We start from the raw sequence: 20,988 nt of genomic DNA on the forward strand, positions 1-20,988 counted from the left end.
GGGTCAGCGTTTCCAGACGTATCGACGCTCCGGGCGGCCCACCACTCCGTATTTCAGCGAGGTGGTGGACCGCCCGGACTCGTAGAGATACTCGAGGTAGCGCCTCGCGCTTGCGCGCGAGATACCGACCCTCTCGGAAATGTCTGTTGCCGAGGCGGGTTCGGTGTCGTCTCGCAGAGCTGTCTCGACCAACTGAAGGGTCTCGGGGCTGAGTCCTTTCGGTAGCCCCTTGAGGGACGACGCCCCCGCTGCGCCACCGGCCACTCCGAAAGCCTCGTCCACCGCGTCCTGTTCTGCTTCGCCGGTACTGTCGAGGTTCGCGTAGGTCGATCGGTATCGCTCGAGCCGCTCACGGAGAACCTCGAACGTGAAGGGCTTCATCAGGTAATGCACGACGCCGCTGCGCAGTGCTTTCTTGACCGAGCCCGCCTCGCGCTCACTCGTGATGACGAGAACGTCCAGCTCCGGTGCCAGCTCGCGAAACGGGGCGATCAGATCCAGTCCCGTGGTACCGGGCAGGTGCACGTCGAGTAGAACCAGGTCGGGTTGCAACTCACCGACCGCGGTCAGCGCGGCCTCGGCCGAATGGGCAACGCCGCACACTTCGAAACCGTCTATCCGCGAGACGAATCCGCTGTGCACCTTCGCCACCATGAAGTCGTCGTCGACCACCAGTACCCGGATCATGCGCCCTCTCCGTCGTGTAGGACCGCAGTGAAGACAGTCCACTCGATGTCCTCTGTCTCGATACCCGGTATCTCGATTCCTGCTGTCGAATACGTGCTCACGGTGACGTCGCCACCGCGTCGACGACACGTCAGGCGCACCAGTGCCAAGCCGAAACCGTGTCCGTCACTGGACTGTCCCTTGGTGCTCCACCCTTGACCGAAGACCCTGTCGCGATTCTCCGGCGCGATACCGGGGCCGGCGTCCTCGACTCGCACTTCGACGGCTGCACCGCGGTCGCGAATCGACAACCGAACCTTGCGGCGCGAGGCTTCCGTCATCTCACCGACGGCGTCGACGGCATTGTCGACGAGGTTTCCGACCACCGTCGCGAGATCTCGTCCGAGCCTGCGGTCCACCGCCTCCAGATGTGTGTCTTCGGTGAGTTCGACCGTGACCAGTCCCTGTGCAGCGGCACCTATCTTGGCGATCACGAGTGCAGCGGTACCGACGTCGGCGATCTTGTCGGTGACGGATGCACTGACCTGCGCGCGCTCCATGGTCAAGCCTTCGACGTAGCCGACCACCTCGTCGTATTCGCCGAGCTGGACGAGGCCGGAGATGGTGTGCAGTTGATTGTCGAACTCGTGGATGTGTGCGCGTAGTGCGTCGGTGCTGGTTCTGGTCACGTCGAGTTCCTCTTCCACGGAGCGCAATTCGGTGCGGTCGCGGAAAGTGGTGACCGACCCGATAGTGCGGCCTTTGGATTCGATCAAGACGGTGTTGAGGACCAGTAGTCGATCACCGACAAGAACCAACTGATCGGATTCGGTTGTGCCGGAGGTCAGTACACTCTGGAGGCGGTCGTCGAGGCCGAGGTCCCGCACCGATCTACCGGCACTCCCGCGTGGGATGTCGAGGAGTTGGTGAGCACTGTCGCTCATCAGCACCACTTTTCCCTGCGCGTCGAATGCGATGACACCTTCCTTGAGGCCACGCAACATCGCCTCTCGTTGGCGAACCAGGTCCAGGATCTCCCCGGCCTCCATGCCGAGGGTCTGCCGTTTGACCCTGCGGGCCAACAGGATCGAACCGACGCCGCCGAGGAGTGAGGCCACCGCGAGGTACACCAGGAGGTTCGGCGCCGACTGCAGCAGTCGCGCCCAGATCGAGGGATACTCGATGCCGACGATCGCGGTTCCGGTAATCGTGCCTTCGCCTCCGAGGATCGGAACGTGCGCTTCCACGGCCTTGCCGGATGGCGTGGCGACCAAGCCTGTCCACGACCGATCCTGGGTCTGACGTGCATCGATGCCGACATCACCGGGGCGCGTCGAAATGACGACAGTGCCGTCGGAGTCGGCAAGCGAGACGTAGGTGACGCCCGAGATGGCGCGCACCGAGTCGACCGAACCCTGTAGTCCGGAGCGCAGGCGGGTCTGAGCCTGGGGGAGTAGTTCGCGTACCGCGGGATTGGCTGCGAGCGATTCCGCTGCGGAGAGTGCGCGACGGCCCTCCTCGCGTTGAAAACTCGCGGACGATTGAGCGAGGGAGAGGGCAGTGACGCACACGAGAACCGCGACGACGATCAGAAGTTGCAGCTCGAGGAGTTGCGACGCCAGAGTGTGCCGGCGCGGACGCATGCGCGCACGCAGTGGAGACCTGCGCTCTCGCTCGGCCTGCTCGTTTCCTGAGGACACCAGCCAGACCCTAGCCTTCGGTTCGATGTCGGGAAAGCGGCCGTTCGTGAGCACAATGAGCACAAATCAATTTGCTTTCCCAATGGTGACCCCAGTCACAAAGTGCGTCAGTATGAAACCTGTTCACACAGCGGTACCAGCAGACAACCAGCAGACAAGGGCAGCGACATGAAGGCATCGAAGCGGCTGAGCAGGCATATCGCCCTGCTCGGCGCCTGCGCGATGACTCTCGTGCTCTCGACCGGATGCACTCCGGTCGAGTCCTTCTTCGCCGGTGGCCGAGCGGGTGAGAGTTCCGAAGAACTGCGAGTACTGGTGCCCTCGGTGGCCGGTGGTGGTTACGACCTGACCGCCCGGACCATGGTGCAGGCACTGGCCGACGAGGGAACCGTCGACTCCGACGTCGTTGTACTGCCCGGATCGGGCGGCATCGTCGGACTCAACCGGTTGGCTCTCGAAAGCGGGAATCCCGATCTGCTCATGGTCATGGGGCTCGGTGTTCTGGGTTCGCTCGAGATTCTGCCGTCAAAGCACACTCTTGCCGACGTGACGCCGATCGCGAGACTGGTCGAAGAACCGGAAGCCCTACTGGTTCCGGCAGATTCGCCGTACAAAACTCTGGCGGAGCTGACGCAGGCCTGGGTGGCGGATCCGTCGTCGATCTCGATCGGTGGTGGTTCGAGCGAAGGTGGACCTGACGGGTTGTTCCGCCTTCTGTTCGCACGGGCAGTCGGGATAGATCCGTCGCTGTCTCCCTATCGCATCTTCGACGGCGGCGGAGAACTGCTCCCCGCGCTGCTCACCAGGCAGGTCGACGTCGCTGCAACCGGAATCGGTGAGTACCTGGATCAGATTGCGGCAGGCACGGTTCGGGTTCTTGCGGTCAGCTCGCCGGAGCGCACCCCGGCGGTGGATGCGCCCACCATGGCGGAGTCGGGCGTCGACGTCACGTTCACCAACTGGCGAGGGCTCATGGCGCCGCCGGGTCTGAGCGACGATCAGCGTCAGCGCTTGCAGGATTTGGTGCGGGATCTGGCGGCAAGCCCGCGGTGGAACGAGCTGTCTCGCCGAAATGGTTGGAACAGTGCGGTTCTCACCGAACCAGAGTTCTCCGCCTTCCTCGCCGATCAAGCCCAGTTCGTCGACGCGACGCTCGATCCGCCCGGCGCGAACTGAGCACAACCGAAAGTTTCGTTTCACCTCCACGAAGGTCACCGGCTCGATTTGCCGTGCCGTTTTTCTCGGCAACTCAGCACAAAAGGAGTTCATCATGCTCGTCACACTCGGCTTCCTCATGGTTGCGGTGTTCATGTTCCTGATCCTCACCAAACGCGCGACCCCGGTGGTGGGACTGACCCTGGTTCCGGTGGCCTTCGGACTACTTGCCGGGGCGGGGCTCGGAATCGGCGACATGATCACCGACGGCATCAAGTCGCTCGCACCCACCGCGGCTCTGTTGTTCTTCGCGATCATCTTCTTCGGAATCATGATCGACGTCGGACTGTTCGATCCGCTGGTCAAACTCATCTTGCGGATGGTGCGGGACGATCCGATGCGGCTCGTGGTCGGAACCGCGGTGCTCGCGATGGTGGTGTCCCTGGACGGCGACGGTTCGACGACATTCATCATCGTGACCTCCGCGCTGCTACCGCTCTACGTCAAACTCGGTGTCAGCCCCGTCGTCCTGACGGTGATCGCCGGCCTGTCCAACGCGACGATGAACATCATTCCGTGGGGCGGCCCGACCGTCCGAGCGGCGAGTGCGCTGGGACTCTCACCGTCCGACGTCTTCGTCCCGATGGTGCCGTCGTTGATCGTCGGCCTGATCATGGTGCTCGGATTCGCGATTCACCTCGGGATCATGGAACGCCGCAGGATCGGGACTTTGGTCCTGACTTCTGAGCGCATCCTCGAAAAGGTCGGAAACGGTGGAAGTTCCAGCACCGGTAGCGCCGGCACCGGCGGCTCGAACGACTCCGAAGACGACGGCGGCGATACCGGACGCTTCATCGACGGCCTCGACCCTAAGCGGGACACCTTGCGACCGAAGCTGCTCTGGTTCAACGCCGCGCTGACGACGATCCTTCTCGTGGTGCTCGTGATGGATATCCTGCCCATCCCGGTGCTGTTCATGATCGCGTCGTCGATCGCTCTCGCGGTGAATTTCCCGGCGGTCAAGGATCAGGGCGAAGCGATCGCCCGCCACTCGTCGAGCATCGTCTCGGTCGTCGCGATGGTCCTGGCAGCGGCCGTGCTGACCGGAGTCTTCCAGGGAACCGGCATGGTCGAGGCAATGGCGGAGTGGTTGTTGCAGGTCATCCCCGACGCCATGGGCCCGCACCTTGCCGTCATCACGGGCGTCCTGAGCATTCCGCTCACGTTCTTCATGACCAACGACGCGTTCTACTTCGGGGTGCTCCCGGTACTGTCCGAGACTGCAGCGCAGTACGGCATCGAGCCGGTGGAGATGGCGCGCGCGTCGATTACCGGGCAGGCCGTACACATGCAGAGTCCGCTGGTCCCGGCGATCCTGCTGCTGGTCACGCTCGCGGGTGTGTCCCTGGCGGATCACCACAAGAAGGTCCTGTGGCGAGCCGGACTGATCTCGATCACGATGCTCGTGGTCGGCGTCGGATTGGGGCAGATCCCCTTCTGAGCGCGATCAGTTGTGGAAGGGGCACCGGCCTTGGTCGGTGCCCTTCTTCTTTTTCGTGACGAAGTTGGGCCGGATGTCGAGATCTGGCTCGTCGTACAGGCGGTGGAACGTCGGTGTGAGCGAGCTGGACATGGGCGGGTTCACCCAGGACCAGTCGGTCGGGCACTTGCGCCCGGCCTTGTCCTCGCGCGCGATGTGATCGATGAATTGCTTTGCGACAGTGTGATGGTCGACCATGATGACGCCGGCCTTGCGGTAGCTGTGGATAACTGCGCGGTTCAGTTCGACCAGTGCGCGGTCCTTCCACAGCGTGCGGTCGTGGCTCATGTCGAGCTCCATCATCGCTCCGATGGTGGGCAACATGTTGTAGCGATCGGTGTCGCTGAAGTTGCGTGCGCCGACCTCGGTGCTGACGTACCAACCGCTGAACGGTGTGCAGGGATAGACGATTCCGCCGATGTCGAGATTCATGTCCGAGACCGCGGGAACGGCGTGCCATTTAAGCCCCAGATCAGCGAACCAGCTGTATTCGGGATGTTCGATCTCGACCTCGAGTACGAGGTCCGTCGGAACGTCGAAATACTGCAAGGGCTCGTCGGGAACCGAAATCAGTACGGGGAGAACGTCGAACGCCGTACCGGCGCCCTTCCATCCCATCGCGGTGACCTGAGCGGTCAGATCGACGTGCCAGGGGTCTCCCAGGATGCTGCCGTCCGGCTGACGGTAGCCGGCATAGCGGATCAGTTGCGGGCTGAGGATGCGGTACTCCTGGCCGTCCTCGCGGGGAAGGGGGCCGACCGTCACGACGGACTGCAGAGCGCCACCGTTCGTCGACAGACGCAGGTGCTCCCAGCACGCTTCTGCGAGAGCGGAAGCGGTGACGGCATCGCGGGCGTCGATGAGCTTGAGGGTCCGCCAATGGGCGCGACCGACACACCGGGCGTGGTTTCGCCAGGCGAGTTTGGCGCCGACGAGCAATTCCTCCGCTGTGTGCGTGTAGGTGCCGGTCCGATGGAGTTCACGCAAGGCCTCGCGCCGCCGAGACGTCGGGAGGTGGCCCAGTTCCGGAGAGTCGAAAAATTCGACGCACTCGAGTTCCCGACGTTGAAGCTCGGTCAGCGTCGGGGTAGTGGAGGCGATCTGGGACGTAAGCCCGCTATCGGTGGGCAATTCGTCCTGTCGAACAAAATCCACGGCACGACTCCTGTTTGGCTGGTTGAGATTTCGCTGAACGTTAGCTCGGCGATCGAGAGTGTCGAAGCTCTTGTTTATCTTGCACGCAAGAATAAGAAAGGGACGGTCACACCGCGAAATGGGGTCGCATTGTGACACTTGTCCAGAATGATTTACGAGTCAGACATTTGTGACATAAGCTGCAGACGAAATTCCGCGGCGGGTCTTGCCGCGTCTAGTCGGGACGAGGATGAGCGTGGATTCGCAAGCAATCTCTCTGGTCCGGTCGAGCTTCAAATCCGTCGCTGCGGTGGAAGATGGTCCGGAACGGCTCGCCCGTACCTTCTATTCGATCCTGTTCGCTCGATCGCCCGAAACCCGGGAGTTCTTTCCGGCAGCGATGGATGTGCAGCGGGACCGGCTTGTCGGCGCTATCGCCCACGTCGTCGAGCGCCTCGACGAGTCCGACGCGATACTCGAGTACCTCGCGCAGCTCGGCCGCGATCACCGTAAGTACGGCGTCACCGACGAGCACTACACGGCAGTCGGGAACGCGTTGATCGAAGCACTCGAAACTTTCGGTGGCGCAGAAATGTGGACCGACGAGGTGGACAGCGCGTGGCGCAACGCGCTCGCGATCATCTCGGCCGCGATGATGGATGCCGCCAACGCGGAAGACGGACCGCCCGCCTGGAGTGCCACGGTCGTCGAATGCCGTCCGGTCATCAAGGGCGTCGCCGTCGTGCGGCTCCAGCTCGACCAGACGATGGAGTACCGCGCCGGTCAGTACGTCAGCGTGCAGGTCGCCGCGAGGCCGCGGATGTGGCGCTACCTCTCGCCGGCCACGCCGTACGACGGGACCGGAATCCTCGAGTTCCACGTTCGGCAGGTCACCGGTGGGTGGGTCAGCCCGGTCATGGTGAACCAGACCGCTGTCGGTGACACCTGGGTGGTCGGTTCGCCCATCGGCGCCCTGGGGATTCCGGAGAACTCCAAGGACCTCTTGATGATCGCGTCGGGAACCGGAGTGGCTCCGCTGCGCGCTCAGATACTCGAGCTGATCCGACGCGGCAACACCCGCAAGGTCCAACTGTTCTACTCCGGACAGCATCCGTGCGATCTGTACGACCTTCCATACCTGTGGAAGTTGGCAGAGAAGCACCCGTGGCTCACGATTGTCCCGGTCTCCGAAGAAGACGAGAATCCGTGGTGGCACACCGAAGCGGAACCGCTGCCCCCGATCGGCATGGCCAGGCGCATCGTCGGCAAGGTCGGCAAGGTCGTGACCTCGTTCGGTGACTGGGCGGGCTACGACATTCAGGTCGTCGGCAGCGAATCCATGGTCAACAGCACCAAATTCAGGCTGCGCGCAGTGGGCATCGACGTCGACACCGTTCGCAATGATCCGACGTACTGACCGTCAGTAAGGATCGAACTGAATGACTTCGGCCGGCGTTCCGGCCTCGATCAATCGATCACGCGTCGATCGAACCATTGCTGCTGACCCGCACACCAAGACCTGATGTTCGGTGAACGCACCGTACGACGCGACGACGTCGGCGAGCGTTCCCTCGATGAGATGATCGTCGCCGAATCCGATGTCGACGTTCAACCGGTCGAACCATCCGTCGGGCGGGCCGCCGTCGGAGAGATCTTCGACGACAGGAATGGGCTGCAACCACGGAAACTGGTCGGCGAGCAGCCACAGCATGTCCGCTGCGTAGAGATCGCGAAGCGTTCTGCCACCGAAGAAGAGGTACACCTGCGGCGGGTTCGAGGTCTGAGCCAGATCGAGAATGATCGACCGGAGCGGAGCCAAGCCGGTTCCGCCCGCGACCATGATGACGGTGGGTCCGTTCTCGTCGACGGACAGGTTGCCGCGCGGGTCGAGGATCTGCCAGACGTCACCGGGCTGGGTGTCCTTGACTATCGAACCGCTGACCCAACCGCCGGGAACCGTCTTGACGTGAAACTCCAGCTTCCCGTCGTGTGAGGGAGGCAGGGCGGGGGAGAGCCGACGGAGCAACCGCGAATTCTGCGGGACGCTGACATCGACGTACTGGCCGGGGCGGAAGGGGACGACATCGCCGACCAGGCGGACAACCGCCAGATCCTCACGGAGACGGTGATGTTCGACGACTGTGCTCGACCAGGTTCGCTGGGCCATGAAAGTTCTCCTGTAGTCAGTAGAGCGGGTCGTGCCGGATCTGGTCGAGCGGAGTTCCGCCGGCACGCAAGGCGTAGACGGTCGTCTTGATCATCGACGGTGACCCCGAGATCTGCACCTGACGGTCGGCCCACGAGCCGAACTGCGCGACCACTTTTCCGATCGGTCCGATCAGCCGGCTGTGCATTCCGAAGGGTGGTTCGAGCACCGGTCCGTTGTGCCACCAAGGGTTTTCGGGTTCTTCGGAAACCGGTACGACGGTCAACCACGGGTTGCTGAGCGAGATGTGCCAGAGGGTTTCGAGGTCGTAGAGGTCGCACGGGTAGCGGCCGCCGACGAACAGATGCACCCGCGGGTTGTTCGCGCGTTGGGACATTTCCATCACCTGGGCCCGCAGTGGAGCGATGCCGGTGCCGGATCCGATCATGAGAACGTCACGGTCACTGGTGAAGTCGACCTCGAGACCGCCGAGGGGAGTGGACATGACCCAGCGGTCACCGACGTTGGTTTCGCTGACGATCGCGGGGCTGACCCATCCTCCCGACACCTTGCGGATGTGGAACTCGAGCTGACCGAAAGGGTTGGTCGGAATCGCCGGTGAGTAGTACCGCCACATTTTCGGGCGCTGCGGAATCTGAACGCCGACGTACTGTCCCGCCCCGTACGGAATGGGTGGGTCGGCTTCGAGGCGCACTATCGCCAGATCGTCGAGGACTCGTTCGTGGCTGACCACGGTTGCGCCCCAGAGCGCCGGGGTCGTATCGGATTCGGCGCCGTCGGCCATCGTGCTCACGACGAGGTCGGTGAACTGCGACCAGGCCTCGTCCAGTTCCGGCGTCCACTTGTAGCGGCTGTGCGCGCTCGTGCCGTACATCGACCGAACCGCGCGCTTCAGAGCGACGCCTGCGGCCTCGTAGTGCTCACGCTCGACACCGTAGCGACGGTGGTCGCGGCCGAGTTGCGTGAGGAACTTTCGGATTCGGCGGTGCTGATGCAGATTCTTCACGACGAACTCGACGGCTCTGAAGAAACGGTGGCCCTGCGATTCCATCCCGGCGGGGAACAATGAGCGGTACAGAGGATGTTCCGCAAAGAGGCCGGTGTAGAACACTGCCGAGAAGTGCGCGCGGCTCTCTTCGTCGTCGGTCAGAGAATCGAGGCTGGATTGCAGACGGGCGATCACTGTCGGATCCAATCCATCCCCCTTTCGCACCAGCTGCAACTCTCGCCACAATTCTAGTACGGCCGAAAATGTGACCTACGAAACCAACTCGGTCTGGCGAAAACAAACTTGAGCGGAATAGACTCAAGTTTGTCCGCGTTGAGCATAGTGACACAGTCGCAATACCAACCGGTCGCGGCTCTTCCCGTTCGACTTCGCCAGAAAGGTGACAAGTGGACTCGTTCACACCAACAACCAAGACCCAGGCTGCGATGACGGCTGCACTGCAGTCGGCGTCGTCGGCGGGTAATCCCGATATCCGGCCCGCCCATCTGCTGGTCGCATTGCTCGACCAGACCGACGGCATCGCTGCCCCACTACTCAAAGCCGTAGGCGTCGACCCCACGGTCGTACACCGTGAAGCTCAGGCAATCGTCGACCGCCTGCCCAAGACAACCGGCGCAAGCTCCACTCCACAACTCGGACGCGAGGCACTCGCGGCACTGACCGCTGCTCAGCACCTCGCCACCGAGATGGACGACGAATACGTCTCCACCGAGCACGTCCTCTACGGACTGGCCGGCGGCGACTCCGACGTCGCCCAGTTGCTCGTGCGCCACGGCGCCACCCAGGACGCACTGCGTGAAGCCTTCACCACCGTCCGCGGCAGCGCTCGCGTCACCAGCCCGGAGCCGGAAGGCACCTACCAAGCGCTGGAGAAGTACTCCACCGACCTCACCGAAGCCGCGCGAAGCGGCAAGCTCGATCCGGTGATCGGTCGCGACACCGAGATTCGTCGTGTCGTGCAGGTGCTCTCGCGTCGTACGAAGAACAACCCGGTCCTCATCGGTGAGCCCGGCGTCGGTAAGACCGCGATCGTGGAGGGCCTGGCCCAACGCATCGTCGCGGGTGACGTCCCGGAATCGCTGCGAGGCAAGACCGTCGTTTCCCTGGACCTCGGGTCCATGGTCGCCGGTGCCAAGTTCCGCGGTGAATTCGAGGAACGTCTCAAGGCAGTTCTGGACGACATCAAGAACAGCGCCGGACAGGTCATCACCTTCATCGACGAGTTGCACACCATCGTCGGCGCCGGAGCCACCGGTGAATCCGCGATGGACGCAGGCAACATGATCAAGCCGATGCTCGCCCGCGGTGAGCTGCGGCTGGTCGGTGCCACCACACTCGAGGAGTACCGCAAGTACATCGAGAAGGACGCAGCACTCGAGCGTCGTTTCCAGCAGGTGCTCGTCGGTGAGCCCTCGGTCGAGGACACCATCGGCATCCTGCGCGGCCTCAAGGAGCGCTACGAAGTGCACCACGGCGTGCGCATCACCGACTCCGCGTTGGTGGCTGCTGCCGCGCTGTCGGACCGCTACATCACGTCGCGGTTCCTGCCGGACAAGGCCATCGACCTCGTGGACGAAGCCGCATCGCGACTACGTATGGAGATCGACTCGCGGCCCGTCGAGATCGACGAGGTGGAACGCACGGTTCGCCGACTCGAAATCGAAGAAGTGGCACTCGAGAAGGAAACCGACGACGCGTCCAAGGCACGGCTCGAGAAGCTGCGTCAGGAACTCGCCGACGACCGCGAAAAGCTCAATCAGCTCAGCACCCGCTGGCAGAACGAAAAGCAGGCCATCGACTCGGTGCGCGTGCTGAAGGAACAGCTCGAAAACCTGCGAGGAGAGTCCGAACGCGCTGAGCGTGACGGCGATCTGGGCAAGGCAGCAGAGTTGCGCTACGGCCGCATCCCGGCGTTGGAGAAGGAACTGGAAGAGGCAGCAGCCGCTTCCGGAGCCGCCTCCGACGGTGACGTGATGCTCAAGGAAGAGGTCGGGCCGGACGACGTCGCAGACGTGGTCGCAGCCTGGACCGGAATCCCCGCCGGCCGGATGATGGAAGGCGAGACCGAGAAGCTGCTCCGCATGGAGTCCGAACTCGGCAAGCGAGTCGTCGGCCAGACCGACGCCGTCGTCGCCGTCTCGGATGCGGTTCGCCGCGCCCGAGCAGGTGTCGCCGACCCCAATCGGCCCACCGGTTCCTTCCTGTTCCTCGGCCCGACCGGCGTCGGTAAGACGGAGCTCGCCAAAGCCTTGGCGGACTTCCTCTTCGACGACGAGCGCGCGATGATCCGCATCGACATGAGCGAATACGGTGAGAAGCACTCGGTGGCCCGACTCGTCGGTGCCCCTCCGGGATACGTCGGCTACGAAGCCGGCGGCCAGCTCACCGAAGCTGTGCGGCGACGCCCGTACTCGGTGGTCCTCTTCGACGAGGTCGAGAAGGCACACCCCGACGTGTTCGACGTCCTGCTCGCAGTGCTCGACGAAGGCCGACTCACCGACGGTCAAGGCCGCACGGTGGACTTCCGAAACACCATCCTGATCCTGACCTCCAACCTGGGATCCGGTGGCACACGGGAGCAGGTCATGGACGCGGTACGCCACGCGTTCAAGCCGGAGTTCATCAACCGTCTCGACGACGTGGTCATCTTCGATTCGCTCTCCGAAGAGCAGCTGGAGCACATCGTGGACATCCAGCTCGAGCAGTTGCAGAAGCGTCTGGCTGCGCGTCGTCTCACCCTCGAGGTGAACGGTGCGGCTCGGATGTGGCTCGCAGTGCGCGGCTACGACCCGCTGTACGGCGCTCGGCCTCTGCGTCGACTCGTTCAGCAGTCGATCGGCGACCAGCTCGCCAAGCTGCTCCTGGCAGGCAAGGTCCAGGACGGCGACACCGTGCACGTCGGTGTCAGCGAGGACGCGGATCAGTTGGTTCTCTCCTGATTCGGTAAGCGGAATGCCCCGTCGATCCACTTGGATCGGCGGGGCATTCGCATTTTGTTCTACCCTGGATGGCTGGATGCTCGAACCGGGGATGAGTGCACCCGCGCCTCTCCGAACGACTTCGACGCTCTTTCGACCCAACCGAAGGTGAGCCAGGCATGACCGATCAGAACGATCCGCGTAACTCGGATGGGCCGCGCCGTGAGGATCCCGAGGCCACCGAGGTGTGGGGGCGTACGCCCGACCAGCCGACGGAGCAGTACGGGACGGTGTCCGGCCAGAATCCGAACCAGCCGACGGAGTATTTCGGTCAGCAGCCGGGGGCACAGCAGTATCCCTACGGTGGCCCGGATCAGAACACGGAGTACTTGGGGCAGCAGGGGCAGCAGCCGAATCCCACTCAGGCGTTCCCTGCCTACAACCCGCAGTTCGATCCGCAGGCTCCGCCGCCCGGAGCGACGCAGGCCTATCCGCCGTACACGGCCCAGCAGTACGGGACCACGGATCAGTACGGAAATACGCAGCAGTACGGAAATACACAGCAGTATCCGGTTGCCGGTGGTGGCGGTGGTGTCCCGCCGGAACAGCCGTTCATCGAGGACGGGTCGTCGGGAGGCGGCAAGAAGCGCAAGCTCGCGACATGGGTGGCCGCCGGCGTGGTCGGGATCCTGGTCGCCGTGATCGCGATCGTCGCGTTCTCGGCGTTCGGTTCGAACGACAAGGGCACCCAGACCGCTTTCGTTCCCCCGACCACCACGACGCAGGCGCCGACCACCACACCGCCGAAGGCGAGCACCACGGCACCGACTCCGACGACGGATTCCCCGCTCAGCCAGCTTCCGGGCGGGCTCGGCGAAGTCATCGGTGACGCCGGGGGAGCCGTCGGCACCGTCAAGTCGAATGACGGCGGCACATTGGTCATCGATTCGATCGGCGGCTCGCAGGTGACGATCCTGACCACTGCGGACACCACGCTCATCGCGCTCAACCGCGCCACCATCGCCGATCTGCAACCGGGAGACAACATCGTCGTCGACGGAACGCCGGTGGAGAACGGGACGATGACCGCCAACACGATTCTGAGTGCGTCGCTGCCGAAGTTCGGCAACTGAGTCGTTCACGACACATCGGGCGAGTCCACCAGGGTGTCGCGGGAGGTTGAAGCCGCGAGTCGCTACCCTGGAGGGTGATGACTGGAATGTGGTTCGGACTGGCAGCAATTGCACTCGCAGGCGCGGGTGCGCTTCTGTACGTCGACAGGACGAGGCGAGATCAATCAGGGCGAGTGCGTCAGATCTGGGCGAAGGCTCAGGGCTACACGTACACGGCTACCGACGATCAGCTGGCAGGCGAATGGCATCGCGCGGTCATGGCCAAGCAGGACTACCTCACAGCCACCGACGTCGTCCGAGGCCGTCGCCGCGGAGAGCAGTTCGTGCTGTTCGACCTGGAAGAGACCGCGACCATCGTGGCCGTTCGCCGCGAGATCGGGTCCGACGTCGACATCGATCTCCGGTTGAAGTCGACAGCTCCGCCCAAAGACGGTGACCTGAACCTGCTGGGTGCGATCGGTTCCCGGGTGGTTTTCGCAACGGATCTCGAGATTGCTCGTCGTGTCTGTGATCAGCGCATGGTGGCGTTCACCGAATCCGTTCCGCCGTCGATCAGCATGCTGTGGAGCGAAGGGCCGTGGACGCTCGGCTCGCTGCCGGTGACCAGCAACGGCCGGGATTGGGACGCGGCAATCGAGTCGGTTGCGCGGCTGTCCGGCATCTTGCACGTACTGCCCCCCGTCACCGATCCCAACGAACTCGAGGTCGATCACGATCCGAGCCGTCCGCGGCCGGGGGCCGAGAAGTCTCGCCCCGCTCAGGATCCGGTAGAGCAGCCCCGTTCGCGTCAGGAGCAGCCGCCTCGTGAATTCACGCCGCGTGAGTCCGCGCCGCGTGAATCTGGACCGCGTGAATCTGCGCCACGTCAGGACCAATCGCTGCGCAAGCCCGAGACGGCCGACAAGCCGGCTCAGCGTCCGGCGTCGCAGCGCTCGGGCACAATTCGCCCCGTCGACTGACCTTCAGGTTCCCGTCCCGTCCCGATAACCACTAGCGTGGCCGGTATGTCGACTTCCCACTCGGATCGCCCTGTGCGTCCCGTTGCCCTGGTGACCGGACCTACCTCTGGTCTCGGCGCCGGTTTCGCCAAGAAATACGCCTCCCTTGGATACGACCTGGTTCTCGTCGCGCGTGACGAGGTCAGATTGCATGACCTCGCGTCCGAGCTGAAGACGATGTTCGGCACCGAGTCGGAGATTTTGGTTGCCGATCTCGCATCCGAGGCCGGACGCGACACGGTCGCGCTTCGTTTGGAGAAGGGCGTCGAGGTGTTGGTGAACAACGCCGGATTCGGCACCTCCGGCGAGTTCTGGACCGCCGATCCGGCGCTGCTGCAGTCGCAACTCGACGTCAACGTCACCGCCGTGATGCGGCTGACCCGCGCGGCGCTGCCCAGCATGATCGCGTCGGCGCACGGAACGATCGTCAACGTCGCGAGCGTCGCGGGGCTGTTGTCCGGGCGCGGTTCGACGTACTCGGCAAGCAAGGCGTACGTGATCTCGTTCACGGAGGGACTGTCCGGCGGGTTGGCTGGAACGGGAGTGCGCGTGCAGGCACTGTGCCCGGGCTTCATCCGCACCGAGTTCCACGAGCGTGCGGGTATCGAGATGTCCACGATCCCCAAGCCGATGTGGCTGAGCGTCGACCAGGTGGTTGCGGCGTCGATGAAGGATCTCGGTGACGACAAGGTCATCAGCATTCCGGGAGTCCAGTACAAGGTCCTCACCACGGCTGGGCGTCTGGTTCCCAAGGGTCTGGTTCGTCGGCTGACGAACATCGTCGGCCGAGGCCGCGGGCGAACCTAGCTCAGAGGCAGAAGCCGAACACAAGGCAGTGGTCGGTAGGCTGAGCACTCATGAGCGATCGTGAGGATTTGGCTGCGCTGGTGCGCGAATTGGCTGTTGTACACGGAAAGGTGACGTTGTCCTCGGGCAAGGAAGCCGATTACTACGTCGACCTTCGCCGCGCGACACTTCACCACAAGGCGGCGCCGCTGATCGGCTCGCTGCTGCGTGAACTGGTCGCGGACTGGGATTTCGACGCCGTCGGCGGTTTGACGATGGGCGCCGATCCGGTTGCGATGGCGGTGATGCACGCTCCCGGACGCCCGATCGACGCGTTCGTCGTTCGCAAAGCTGCCAAGGCACACGGGATGCAGCGTCAGATCGAGGGCCCGGACATCGTGGGCAAGCGTGTCCTGGTTGTCGAGGACACGACCACCACGGGCAATTCGCCGCTGACAGCAGTGAAGGCCCTGCGCGAGGCGGGGGCCACCGTGGTCGGAGTCGCGACGGTCGTCGATCGCGCGACGGGTGCGGATGCGGTGATCGGTGCGGAGGGCGTCGAGTACCGCTCGCTGTTGGGCCTGGAAGATCTGAACCTGAGCTGACGCCCCGTGAGTGGTTAAGGGGTCCCTGCACTCCTTAACCACTCACAGGGGTCAGTCGCCGACGGTGACGGCGAGTGCTTCGTCGACGCTGTGCGGCGCGGGATCGTGGTCGTCGACGTGCGCGAGGACCTTGCGTCCGCTCGACAGGACGAACACGGCGGCGAGGGTGAGCACCGCGCCGACCCAGAACGGCATGTGGACGTTGGACTCGCCGAGCTTGCCGGCAACCCACGGGGCTGCGGCGCCGCCGACGAATCGAACGAAGCTGTAAGCAGCCGAGGCGGTCGACCGTTCCACGGGAGCCGAGATCATGACGGTTTCGGTGATGAGTGTGTTGTTCACGCCGAGGAACAAACCGGCGAGGACGACGCCGACGATCAGGACGATCTTGTTCTCGGTGAAGAGCGCCATCATGCCGAGATCGAGTGCGAACAGTGTCAGCGCCAGCATCATCATCGGTAGGGTGCCGAAGCGTCTTTGCAGGCGAGGGGCGAGGAAAACCGACGAGATCGCCAGCATCAGGCCCCAGCCGAAGAAGATGAATCCGATCGGGTACGCCCCCATGTCGAGGGGGAACGGTGTGTACGCGAGCAGCGTGAAGAATCCGTAGTTGTAGAGCAGTGCGGTGATGGCAACAGTGAGTAGCCCGCGGTGCCGCAGAGCCTGGAACGGCGCAGCGATGGATGTGTGGTGTTCGGGCTTGGGTGCGCTCGGAAGCATCACGACGATGAGAATGAAGGCAACTGCCATCAAGGCTGCGACGCCGAAGAACGGTGCGCGCCAGCTGATGTCACCGAGAACGCCGCCGACCAACGGTCCGACCGCGATACCGATGCCCAGTGCAGCTTCGTACAGGATGATCGCACGTGCGACGCCGCCGCTGGCCGCGCCGACGATGGCCGCCAGTGCCGTTGCGATGAACAGTGCATTGCCGAGTCCCCAGCCCGCACGGAATCCGACGATCTGCCCGATGGTGCTGGAAGCGCCTGCCAGAGAAGCGAACACGATGATGATGGCAAGGCCTGCAAGAAGTGTTTTCTTGGCGCCGATGCGGCTGGACACCACACCGGTGATGAGCATGGCCACGCCGGTCACGAGCATGTAGCTGGTGAACAGGAGCGAAACCTGCGACGGTGTGGCGTCGAGTTGTTCGCCGATCGGCTTGAGGATCGGATCGACCAAACCGATGCCCATGAAGGCGATGACGCTGGCAAAAGCTACCGCCCACACCGCTTTCGGTTGCTTCAGGAGGCTCGGCGGAGCCTCGTTCTGGTGCGTTGATGTCGCGGTCGTGTTGCTCACGGCCACCTCCTTTTTCAGTGGTGGGTATTTCAGCTGGGGTCGGAAGTCTTGATGATGGAGCGTAATTCGGCCAATCCGTCAGCCAGCTTCTTGATCTGTTCGGGCTCGAGTTCGACGAAGTGAGGTACCAGGGCGTCGGCGATCTCGTTTCGGCCGTCGTTCAATATCTTTCGACCCTTCTCGGTCATGGCGACGCGCACTGCGCGGGCGTCCTCCGGGTCGGCCCGGCGTTCGACGTAACCGTGTTCGCCGAGTTTGCGTAGCAATGCGGTGGCGGAGGGCTGCGAGCATCTGTCGAGCCGGGCGAAATCGCTGATGCGCATTTCGCCGTACTCCTCGAGAAGTGAGAGTGCGCGCAGCCAGGCGCGTGGGTACTGCTCGGACGCGAACGAACCTGCCAGCTTCGCGAAGCGGTGTGTATTGCTCACGAGGTCGACGAGTAGTTCGTGCAGTTGCTGCTGGTCATCGGACACGAGAAATATTATTGCATAGGGTAACTATGTAAATCAACGAGTCCGTAAAAGGTGGTTCGTCACAGTCGTGGTAACCAGCGCTGTGATGTCGAGGTCGGGGTAGACGAGCGTGAGGCTTCGGTTTGCCGCCAGCACTGCGATGCCGTGGGTTCCCGTCCAGATGTTCAGTGCGGAAGTGGTGGGATCGGAGGCGTCGGCCTCGTCGGTCAGGGATTGCAGGGCGGCGAAGAGTGGGAGTGAAGACTCCCGGAGGTTGCTGCCTGCGCCCTCGAGGAGGTCGTGGCGGAACATCAACTCGAACATTGCGGGTCGCTCCTGGGCGAATGACACGTATTCGATTGCTGCCGAGATCAATCGGCTACGAGCGGGTTGTTTGCCGGCGAGGATGGGATCGAGTCTGTCGGTGAGATCGCGCAGGCCGTGTGAGGCGATTGCGGCAAGCAGGCTGTTGTGGGTCGGAAAGTATCTCCGCGGGGCGCCGTGCGACACGCCCGCGCGCCGCGCGATCTCCCGTAGCGTCAGTTCCGTGGCGCCGTCGACATCGAGAATCTCGACGCCGGTGGCGACAAGTGTTTCGCGAAGGCTGCTGACAGTCATGGAAGACAGTGTCTACTATCTTGAACGTAGACACTGTCTACTAGACGGAGAAGGTGATGCCCTGTGCTCTACTGGCTGTTCAAATACGTCCTGATCGGCCCGGTCCTCTGGCTGTTCGGGCGGCCGACGATCGAGGGCCAGCACCACATCCCCAAGAAGGGGCCGGTGATTCTCGCCGGCAACCATCGGGCAGTCGTCGACTCGTTCTTCCTGGTTCTCATGGTGCGCCGACGCATCACCTTCGTCGCGAAGAGTGAATATTTCACCGGGACCGGTGTGAAGGGCGCGATGCAGCGCTGGTTCTTCGGTGGGGCGGGTCAGGTGCCGATCGATCGTAGCGGCGCCGACGCCTCCCGTGCGGCGTTGGACACGGCCATCGGAATTCTCGACAAGGGCGGGGTCTGGGGGATCTATCCCGAGGGAACGCGATCACCCGACGGGTGCCTGTACAAGGGAAAGACCGGAGCGATTCGCGTTGCCCTGGAAACCGGAGCACCGGTCATTCCCGTCGTCGTGCACGGCGGCGACGCCGTCAACCCGCCGGGGACGCGGATGTGGCGCTTCAGCAAGGTCCGGATCACGGTAGGGGAGCCGATCGACTTCTCGCGGTACCGCGAACTTCGGGGCTACCAGGCCGTCGTGCGCGCGGCGACGGACGAATTGATGACGGTTCTCTGTGAGCAATCGGGGCAGGAATACGTCGATGTCTACGGCGCGGACGTCAAATCCGGCGATGCCGCCTGAGTGACCCAGTACGGTCGCTGTTGGACGTGTAACCAACAGGAGGATTGTGATGGCGGGCAAGTGGGGCATCGAGCACGCAGTTTTTGCGGCGGCGACGGCAGCGACCGTGGTCGGGGCAGTAGTCGGTAACGAGCGGGTTCAGCAGATCGCGAAGCCCCTGATTGCACCCGCCCTCGCTGCCCGAGTGCTGCGCAAGCGCTCGGAGACGGAAACTGCCGATACCGCACTGCTTCTGGCCGGCCTCGCCGCTGCGACTGTCGGCGACGTGTTCATGATCGACCCGGACAACGATGCTCGTCTGATCAAGGGCGCGTCCTCGTTCGCGGTGATGCAGGCCAGTTACTCGGCGCTCCTGCTGCGGCGCGGCGCTCGGCCGACCCGCGCTGCCATGCGGCCCCGCATCAGCGGTTGGTCGACGGCGTCCGGTCTGCTCCGTGCCAAGGCGCCGAGCGTGTCGACGCCGCTCACCGGATACGGATTGATGTTGGGAACCACCTCGACGTTGTCGGCGGACCCCGCTCTGGCACCGCAATCGAAGGCCGTGCTCGACGTGGTCGTCCCGAACAAGGATCGACGCTCGTGGCTCGGATTGGGCGGAGTGCTCTTCACCGCGTCCGACGGGCTGATCGTGGTGCGTCGTCTGTTCATCCGCGGGACCGCCGGCCGCGCTGCTGCCGAGGGTGTGATCCTGGCGTCGTACGCGGGAGCGCAGCTGATGCTGGTGGAAGGCATGTTGGCGCTGGGACGCAAGAAGAGCGTCTAGTCTTTCACGGGCACAGCATGATTCGGTCTCGGTTCTTCGGGTCCACCATGACGGTGACCGTGGATCCGGGAGTGATCTTGTCTTTGTACTCGGGTCGGATCTCGTACTCGATCCGGCCCGAGTACGAATCGGAACCTGGAACCGTGAGGTGGAGTGCGAGCTTGGCCAATTCGCCGTCGACAGTTCGGCGCAGGGGTGTGACGGTGTCGATTCGTGCCCACCCTTCGAGGCCGTGCTTTTCGAGTTTGCGCTCGGCGCGGGTCGGGCGGTTGGCCCATGCCATTCCGAATCCGAGAACCGAGCCGAAAGCGGCGAGCAACCCGCCGATCTGATAGGGCAGCGTGCCAGGTGGGGTGTGCTCGACCAGCCATCCGAGCCACACGGCGAGCACGATCAGATGCCCCACCGCGATGAAACACACGGTGTGTACGACGCGACGGTGATTCATCAGATTTCCTCCACATCCAGGATAGCCTGACCGGATGAGCGAACCGAACGTCTTCATCACCGGTGCTGCGGCTGGAATCGGGCGGGAGACGTCGCTGTTGTTCGCGCGCAACGGATACCGCGTCGGTGCGTTCGACATCGACGACGCCGGCCTTGCCTCCTTGCAGGCCGAGATCGACGGTTTCGGCGGCAGTGTCGTGACAGGTGTCCTGGACGTCACCGATCCGGACGGATGGGCGCAGTGTCTGGCCGATTTTGCCGGGGAGTCCGGGCGTCTGGACATCCTGATCAACAATGCGGGCGTGCTCTCCTCGGGACGGTTCGAGGATATTTCTCTTGCGGCGCATCGCCGGATGGTCGACATCAACATCACCGGCACCCTCAACGGCACGTACACGGCTTTCCCGTACCTCCGCGATACCGTCGGCGCCCAGGTGGTCAATCTGTGCTCCGCTTCGGCGATCTACGGCCAGCCCGAACTGGCGACGTACGGTGCAACCAAGTTCGCGATCCGCGGCCTGACCGAGGCGCTCGATCTGGAATGGGCACAGCACGACATCCGTGTTCTCGCGCTCTGGCCGTTGTTCGTCCAGACCGCGATGGTCACTGGAATGGACACCGGAGCCACCAGATCGTTGGGTATCAAGCTGACTGCAACCGACGTCGCGCAGGAACTGTGGGCGGCCACACGCGGCGCCGGACGGATGCACAAGGTTCACTACCCGGTCGGAACTCAGGCGAAGCTCTTCCTCAGTGCGTCGCGGTTCTCGCCCGCGTGGCTCTCACGGCTGATGAACAAGCGCGTCACCAGCACTTAGTCGGCCGCACGATAGAGTGCACTGTCGGCTGTT

20 protein-coding genes are annotated in these 20,988 nt (G+C 63.6%); 11 read left to right on the plus strand and 9 right to left on the minus strand.

Features of this window, described 5'->3' with window-relative positions; all coding sequences use genetic code 11:
- Nucleotides 1-3: 3 nt before the first annotated feature.
- Nucleotides 4-687, minus strand: coding sequence for a response regulator (locus V3587_RS13080; RefSeq protein WP_235171549.1), 684 nt, complete (start codon nucleotides 685-687; stop codon nucleotides 4-6).
- Nucleotides 684-2,366 carry a sensor histidine kinase gene (locus V3587_RS13085; protein ID WP_283376832.1) on the minus strand — a complete coding sequence of 561 codons (1,683 nt, stop codon included), beginning with the start codon at nucleotides 2,364-2,366 and terminating at the stop codon, nucleotides 684-686. The genes V3587_RS13080 and V3587_RS13085 overlap by 4 nt, the downstream gene beginning before the upstream one ends.
- 168 nt (nucleotides 2,367-2,534) lie before the next feature.
- Between V3587_RS13085 and V3587_RS13090 the strand changes: the two genes are divergently transcribed.
- The gene (locus V3587_RS13090) at nucleotides 2,535-3,542 is read left to right on the plus strand and encodes a Bug family tripartite tricarboxylate transporter substrate binding protein (RefSeq protein WP_095972455.1); all 1,008 of its coding nucleotides are present in this window, start codon (nucleotides 2,535-2,537) and stop codon (nucleotides 3,540-3,542) included.
- A gap of 94 nt (nucleotides 3,543-3,636) precedes the next feature.
- On the plus strand, nucleotides 3,637-5,022 hold the full coding sequence (locus V3587_RS13095; RefSeq protein ID WP_411742232.1) for a CitMHS family transporter: 1,386 nt from the start codon (nucleotides 3,637-3,639) through the stop codon (nucleotides 5,020-5,022).
- Between the two features lie 6 nt (nucleotides 5,023-5,028).
- Here the strand turns inward: V3587_RS13095 and V3587_RS13100 are convergent, their stop codons facing one another.
- A complete protein-coding gene (locus tag V3587_RS13100) occupies nucleotides 5,029-6,216 on the minus strand; it encodes a nitric oxide synthase oxygenase (RefSeq protein ID WP_019749425.1) in 1,188 nt (395 codons plus the stop codon).
- A gap of 235 nt (nucleotides 6,217-6,451) precedes the next feature.
- On the opposite strand from V3587_RS13100, the gene V3587_RS13105 reads away from it, so the two are divergent.
- Nucleotides 6,452-7,612, plus strand: a complete 1,161-nt coding sequence (locus V3587_RS13105) for a globin domain-containing protein (RefSeq protein ID WP_029538575.1) — start codon at nucleotides 6,452-6,454, stop codon at nucleotides 7,610-7,612.
- A 3-nt stretch (nucleotides 7,613-7,615) separates the two neighbouring features.
- Here V3587_RS13105 and V3587_RS13110 read toward each other — a convergent pair whose 3' ends face one another.
- Entirely contained in the window at nucleotides 7,616-8,362 is a 747-nt protein-coding gene (locus V3587_RS13110) for an FAD-binding oxidoreductase (RefSeq protein WP_019749427.1), read from the minus strand.
- Nucleotides 8,363-8,378: 16 nt separating this feature from the next.
- The gene (locus tag V3587_RS13115; protein WP_283376830.1) at nucleotides 8,379-9,575 is read right to left on the minus strand and encodes an FAD-binding oxidoreductase; all 1,197 of its coding nucleotides are present in this window, start codon (nucleotides 9,573-9,575) and stop codon (nucleotides 8,379-8,381) included.
- A gap of 182 nt (nucleotides 9,576-9,757) precedes the next feature.
- Between V3587_RS13115 and clpB the strand changes: the two genes are divergently transcribed.
- From clpB to pyrE, 5 genes are all read left to right on the plus strand, one after another.
- Nucleotides 9,758-12,310, plus strand: a complete 2,553-nt coding sequence (gene clpB, locus V3587_RS13120; RefSeq protein WP_095972451.1) for an ATP-dependent chaperone ClpB — start codon at nucleotides 9,758-9,760, stop codon at nucleotides 12,308-12,310.
- 158 nt (nucleotides 12,311-12,468) lie between these two features.
- Entirely contained in the window at nucleotides 12,469-13,422 is a 954-nt protein-coding gene (locus V3587_RS13125; protein WP_283376829.1) for a hypothetical protein, read from the plus strand.
- 86 nt (nucleotides 13,423-13,508) lie between these two features.
- Nucleotides 13,509-14,381: a hypothetical protein gene (locus V3587_RS13130; RefSeq protein WP_283376882.1), complete on the plus strand. Its 873-nt coding sequence runs from the start codon at nucleotides 13,509-13,511 to the stop codon at nucleotides 14,379-14,381.
- Nucleotides 14,382-14,426: 45 nt separating this feature from the next.
- Nucleotides 14,427-15,227 (plus strand): SDR family NAD(P)-dependent oxidoreductase, encoded by an 801-nt coding sequence (locus tag V3587_RS13135; RefSeq protein ID WP_095972449.1) that lies wholly within the window; start codon nucleotides 14,427-14,429, stop codon nucleotides 15,225-15,227.
- 50 nt (nucleotides 15,228-15,277) lie between these two features.
- Complete coding sequence (pyrE, locus tag V3587_RS13140; protein WP_003944385.1) at nucleotides 15,278-15,811, plus strand: orotate phosphoribosyltransferase; 534 nt, start codon at nucleotides 15,278-15,280, stop codon at nucleotides 15,809-15,811.
- Between the two features lie 51 nt (nucleotides 15,812-15,862).
- On the opposite strand, the gene V3587_RS13145 is transcribed toward pyrE, so the two are convergent.
- Genes V3587_RS13145 through V3587_RS13155 form a run of 3 tightly spaced genes read right to left on the minus strand, consistent with a single transcriptional unit; the run spans nucleotide 15,863 to nucleotide 18,183 of the window.
- On the minus strand, nucleotides 15,863-17,119 hold the full coding sequence (locus tag V3587_RS13145) for an MFS transporter (protein WP_003944384.1): 1,257 nt from the start codon (nucleotides 17,117-17,119) through the stop codon (nucleotides 15,863-15,865).
- Between the two features lie 23 nt (nucleotides 17,120-17,142).
- A complete protein-coding gene (locus V3587_RS13150) occupies nucleotides 17,143-17,586 on the minus strand; it encodes a MarR family winged helix-turn-helix transcriptional regulator (protein ID WP_095972448.1) in 444 nt (147 codons plus the stop codon).
- A 33-nt stretch (nucleotides 17,587-17,619) separates the two neighbouring features.
- Nucleotides 17,620-18,183, minus strand: a complete 564-nt coding sequence (locus tag V3587_RS13155; RefSeq protein ID WP_283376828.1) for a TetR/AcrR family transcriptional regulator — start codon at nucleotides 18,181-18,183, stop codon at nucleotides 17,620-17,622.
- A gap of 63 nt (nucleotides 18,184-18,246) precedes the next feature.
- On the opposite strand from V3587_RS13155, the gene V3587_RS13160 reads away from it, so the two are divergent.
- Together V3587_RS13160 and V3587_RS13165 are read left to right on the plus strand one after the other, a co-directional pair.
- On the plus strand, nucleotides 18,247-18,927 hold the full coding sequence (locus V3587_RS13160; protein ID WP_095972446.1) for a lysophospholipid acyltransferase family protein: 681 nt from the start codon (nucleotides 18,247-18,249) through the stop codon (nucleotides 18,925-18,927).
- Between the two features lie 49 nt (nucleotides 18,928-18,976).
- On the plus strand, nucleotides 18,977-19,690 hold the full coding sequence (locus tag V3587_RS13165) for a lysoplasmalogenase (protein WP_283376827.1): 714 nt from the start codon (nucleotides 18,977-18,979) through the stop codon (nucleotides 19,688-19,690).
- A gap of 4 nt (nucleotides 19,691-19,694) precedes the next feature.
- Here the strand turns inward: V3587_RS13165 and V3587_RS13170 are convergent, their stop codons facing one another.
- A complete protein-coding gene (locus V3587_RS13170; protein WP_283376826.1) occupies nucleotides 19,695-20,138 on the minus strand; it encodes a hypothetical protein in 444 nt (147 codons plus the stop codon).
- Between the two features lie 34 nt (nucleotides 20,139-20,172).
- On the opposite strand from V3587_RS13170, the gene V3587_RS13175 reads away from it, so the two are divergent.
- On the plus strand, nucleotides 20,173-20,955 hold the full coding sequence (locus V3587_RS13175; protein WP_192712069.1) for an SDR family oxidoreductase: 783 nt from the start codon (nucleotides 20,173-20,175) through the stop codon (nucleotides 20,953-20,955).
- Nucleotides 20,956-20,988 lie beyond the last annotated feature (33 nt).

Origin of the sequence: Rhodococcus sp. IEGM 1306, assembly GCF_036541985.1 — a bacterium.
Lineage (GTDB): Bacteria > Actinomycetota > Actinomycetes > Mycobacteriales > Mycobacteriaceae > Rhodococcus_F > Rhodococcus_F qingshengii.